Below are 4,013 nucleotides of genomic sequence, written 5' to 3' on the forward strand. Positions count from 1 at the left end.
TCCCCTGACAGGCCGCCGGGGGCCATGGTCATGGGTCCTCTCGGGATATCTGGGGGAGGCGGCGGATCCCGCGTACCTGGTCCAGGATCGCCTCTCCCTGGCGGGCGACGGCGGCCCACCAGGTGCGGGCGTCGACGTCCACGGTGGTGCGGGCGCTCAGGCGGGCGGCGGTGAGGACGGCAAGGAGTACGGCTTCGTGCTCGTCGTCGTCGGTGCGCAGCCGCAGGACGCCGCGCGCGTCGTCGGTCAGGGTCAGGACCGCCTCGCCGGTGTCGGTGTCGAAGTAGGCCCAGACAACGTCCGCGTCGGGCCTGGGGTCGGCGTCGGTGGGCTCGGGGCGGTCGGTGGAGAGCGCCGCGGACGGCGCGGAGGACGGGGGCGGTTCGGGCCGCGGGTAGAGCCGACGGGATGCGGAGGTGGCGGCGTCGGGCGTCATCAGGCCACCTCCCGCATGGTCGCGGCGAGGTCGTCCGCTCGCGGCGGGAGGGCGTGGCGGCGCAGGTCCGTGGCCGGGGGGAGTGCGGTGAGGGCGGCGAGCGCGCCGTCGAGGACGTCGACGTCGCTGGTGGTGATGACGGCGTCGTCGCGGCTGCGGGATCGGGCCCGGTACGGGGTGGGCGACGCGTAGTCGTAGGTGATCGACCAGTCGTCGCGGTGGCGTGAGGCGACCTCGCAGAAGCGGCCGAAGCCGGGGATGCGGGTGCGGCCGTAGCGGCGGACGCGCGCGGCCCGCCGCCGCTCGGGAGGCTTCTTCACGGACAGGTCCATGGGTGGCTCCTCGGGATGTGCCGGGTGGGAGGCCCAGCTGTCTCTGGTTGCTCCCCATCGTCGCGACATCCGTCAATATTTGCAAGCCCCAAGTTATCTCTGGAGCTGATAACTTCCACAGGGGCTTTCGATGTTGGATGCGAGGTGCGCGAAATGTCGGACTCTGCCAGTGGAGCCCTAGGATCAGGTCATCAGCTGGGATCTCAGAGGAAGGACCCCGCCCTCGTGGCCGCAAGCCCCACGCTCCGCCGACGGCGCGTCGCTCGGCTGCTCTTCCAGCAGCGTGAGCGGTCAGGGCTGACGGCCAAGGCCGTGGCCGCCGAGGCCAAGCGGATCAGCGGCAAGGCCCGCGGCTGGTCCGAATCCAAGATCAACCGGTTGGAGACCGGCGAGTGGAAGCGCCTGTCGATCGACGATGTGCTTCTGCTCCTCGACATCTACGAGGTCACCGACGAAGGCGAGCGTGAGGACTACACGCGCCTCGTGCGCGAGGCCAACCAGAAGGGCTGGTGGGCCACCTACGAGAACGTGCTCGGCGGTGGGCAGCTCATCGGGCTTGAGGCCGAGGCGTCCTCCATCCGCTCGTACCAGTCCATGACGGTCCCCGGCCTCCTCCAGACCGAGTCCTACGCGAGGGCCATGGCGACGGCCAGCGCCATGGGAGAGACCGGTGAAGTGGAGCGCCGGGTCGAGGCGCGGATGCTCCGGAAGGCCGTGTTCTCCAAGGCCCAGCCGCCCGCGTTCTGGACCGTCATCGACGAGGCCGCGCTTCTCCATATCACGCCCGAGCTGAGTGACCAGCTGGAGCACCTTCTGGACGTCAGCCGGCACCCACACATCGGAATCCAGGTGCTGCCGGTCGCTCATGGTCCTCATGCCGCGATGACGGGGCACTTCGTCATCATGGAGTTCCCGATGCCCGACCCGCCGGTCGTGTACCTGGAAGCCGTGTCCGAAGAGCTCTACCTGGAGTCCGAGAATCAGGTCCGCGAGTATCAGCGCCGGTTCGACTACGTGCAGGCGTCCGCCCTGTCCGTGGACGAGTCTCGTGAACTGATCCGTACCCGACTGTCCGCCCTCTGAGAGAGCAGCCATGCCAGAAACGTCCCATCCCCTGAAGTACCGTAAGTCCAGCTACAGCGGTGGTCAGACTCAGGACTGCGTCGAGGTTGCCGACGCGCCCTCCGCGGCTGCTGTTCGGGACAGCAAGAACCCTGACCGAGGCCATCTCCTGTTCCCCTGCGCGGAGTGGGCGGCGTTCCTTGATGACGTGAAGCGCGACCGCCTCTGACCGCACACAAGTACGGCCCCGGCGGTGCCGGGGCCGTACTTGAGTTTCACCAGAAACTTCATCCCACCGGTCATGGTACGGCGTGCATTGCCGTCCGCCTAGACGCCGGATCCGGCCACGCGTAGCGGTTGTGGTCTCCCCCGGACCGGTCTCCGTCGACCCGTCGGTCCGCGTTCAGCGCGTGCCGCACCTGCGCCGCCTGGCCGACCGGGCGTCGGCGGCGCTGTCCCGCTTCAGCGGGGAGGCGTCGGACTGAACCCGGCCCAACCGCTCACTTCTGCGCCGGGGAGTGGGCGGGGCGGTCCCGCCGCGTGCGCACGGCCTGCACGACGGCCATGACGGCCGCGACCGCGAGCCCGGCCAGCAGAGCGGTCTCCGTGCCCTGGAAGAAGCCCTTGACCAGCCCTTCGGGCGGGCCGCCGAGGAGGAGTTCCGTTCCGGCCGCGAGCAGGTACACCAGGCCGTACATCACGGCGAGGAACACGCCCATCCCGAGGTAGAAGCGCGGCCCCCACAGGAACCTGCGCGTAGGCCGGGGAGCGGGGGCGTCGATGCGCGCCCCGGGGCCCTCCTCCACCGCGCGCGGGCGCTTGTACAGCATCGCGTATCCGCCGAAGGGGACGGCGGGCTCCCACCCGTCCGGGGCCAGCTCCCCGGAGCGCCGCTCCTGGCGCGCGCTGGTGAGCGCGTACTCGAACCGGTACTCCCAGCGCTGGGGCTCGTCGGGGTCGCGGGTGAAGGTGATGAGGCCGTTGGAGTCCATGTCCTGGGCCTCCCACCCCTCCGCGCCCAGGCGGTCGCAGTTGTCCCGCATCTCCAAGGCGTTGGAGTAGACGCGCAGGGTGTGGGGGTCATCGCCGTCCTGAGCGGTCGTCCCGTCCGCCCGCTCCCCGCCGTCGGCGGCCGGCGGTGCGCCGGTCAGGCCGTCGGCGAACTCCTCGGGCGGGCCGAACTCGCTCCCGGGGTCGGTGCCGCTCTCGCTCAGGTGGGCGTCGAGCTCGGCGAGGGTCGCCTCCACCTGGGCGGCGGGCATCCCCGCGCTCCGGAGGCGGTCCGCGAGCCGCTCCATGTAGTCGTCGTGGTCGTCGCCGGTGGGGTGGGGGGTCATTCTCGCGTTCCCTTCTCCAGGACCTCGCGCACGGACGATTCGAAGGCCTGCCACAGGTCGCTCTGTTCGCCGAGTGTGCTCCGCCCCTGGTCGGTGAGCCGGTAGTAGCGGCGCCCGGGGCCGCGTTCGGTCGCGCGGAACTCGGCCTCGACCAGGCCCGCCTCCTCCAGCCGGTTGAGCACGGGGTAGAGGGTCCCGCCCTTGATCCGCCCCAGCCCGGCCTCGTCGAGGGTCTTGGCGATCGCGTAGCCGTAGCTCTCGCCGCGGGCCAGCACGGCCAGGACGAGCAGGTCGAGGACGCCCTTGAGCCAGCTCGCGCGCCGGTCCGCCATGGTGCCGCCTTCCCTCGTCGTGTTCGCTTCGCTATCTGGAAGGTACCCCGATCTAGTCAGCAATACAACCTATGTGGCGCCACTCCTCAGGGGGGCGAGGACGGGTCGGCGGCCCAGGCGGCAGCGCTGTCGGGTGTGGCGCGTGTGCGGGGTCGGCGTTGATGGCGGCGACGGCAGAAGCGGGGCGGTTCCCGGGCCCTGCCTGCCGGGCGCGAGGCCCCTCTCGGTTCGGGAGGGTGGGCGGCTGCGCTGGTACCCCGCTCAAGGGCCCCGGCCGGGCGGCAGACCGACGGGGCGCACCGTTGCGAGCGGCGACGAGGAGAGCTCGGCGGCCCGCGGTGCAGCGTCGTCGGCTGCCAGGCGTGCGGGTGGTCCCCGTGGATGGCAGCGACGGCAGAAGCGGGTCGGTTCCCGGGCCCTGCTTGCCGTCCGGCGGGCCCCTCGCGGTTCGGGTGGGCAGCGCGGTGGGCAGGGTGCGTGGCTGAGCGCGTTCGTGGCGGCCGCCGCCCCGGTG

General features: G+C 71.4%; 7 protein-coding genes. 3 read left to right on the forward strand and 4 right to left on the reverse strand.

The annotated features are described in order from the left end of the window. Window positions 1–28: 28 nt before the first annotated feature. Together O4J56_RS31815 and O4J56_RS31820 are read right to left on the reverse strand one after the other, a co-directional pair. On the reverse strand, window positions 29–436 hold the full coding sequence (locus O4J56_RS31815; RefSeq protein WP_270690943.1) for a hypothetical protein: 408 nt from the start codon (window positions 434–436) through the stop codon (window positions 29–31). Continuing rightward, entirely contained in the window at window positions 436–768 is a 333-nt protein-coding gene (locus O4J56_RS31820) for a hypothetical protein (protein WP_270690944.1), read from the reverse strand. Before O4J56_RS31820 ends, O4J56_RS31815 begins: the two co-directional genes overlap by 1 nt. Window positions 769–993: 225 nt before the next feature. Between O4J56_RS31820 and O4J56_RS31825 the strand changes: the two genes are divergently transcribed. The 3 genes from O4J56_RS31825 (at window position 994) to O4J56_RS31835 (ending at window position 2,315) form a co-directional block, all read left to right on the forward strand. Beyond that, on the forward strand, window positions 994–1,851 hold the full coding sequence (locus tag O4J56_RS31825) for a helix-turn-helix domain-containing protein (protein WP_270690945.1): 858 nt from the start codon (window positions 994–996) through the stop codon (window positions 1,849–1,851). 10 nt (window positions 1,852–1,861) lie between these two features. Then, on the forward strand, window positions 1,862–2,059 hold the full coding sequence (locus tag O4J56_RS31830) for a DUF397 domain-containing protein (RefSeq protein ID WP_270690946.1): 198 nt from the start codon (window positions 1,862–1,864) through the stop codon (window positions 2,057–2,059). 130 nt (window positions 2,060–2,189) lie between these two features. After that, window positions 2,190–2,315 carry a hypothetical protein gene (locus O4J56_RS31835; RefSeq protein WP_270690947.1) on the forward strand — a complete coding sequence of 42 codons (126 nt, stop codon included), beginning with the start codon at window positions 2,190–2,192 and terminating at the stop codon, window positions 2,313–2,315. A gap of 15 nt (window positions 2,316–2,330) precedes the next feature. Here O4J56_RS31835 and O4J56_RS31840 read toward each other — a convergent pair whose 3' ends face one another. Both O4J56_RS31840 and O4J56_RS31845 read right to left on the reverse strand, forming a co-directional pair. Beyond that, complete coding sequence (locus O4J56_RS31840; protein WP_270690948.1) at window positions 2,331–3,167, reverse strand: hypothetical protein; 837 nt, start codon at window positions 3,165–3,167, stop codon at window positions 2,331–2,333. Then, window positions 3,164–3,499 carry a PadR family transcriptional regulator gene (locus O4J56_RS31845; RefSeq protein WP_270690949.1) on the reverse strand — a complete coding sequence of 112 codons (336 nt, stop codon included), beginning with the start codon at window positions 3,497–3,499 and terminating at the stop codon, window positions 3,164–3,166. Before O4J56_RS31845 ends, O4J56_RS31840 begins: the two co-directional genes overlap by 4 nt. Window positions 3,500–4,013: the final 514 nt, after the last annotated feature.

Source organism: Nocardiopsis endophytica (assembly GCF_027706725.1).
In the GTDB taxonomy this organism is placed as follows: domain Bacteria; phylum Actinomycetota; class Actinomycetes; order Streptosporangiales; family Streptosporangiaceae; genus Nocardiopsis_A; species Nocardiopsis_A endophytica.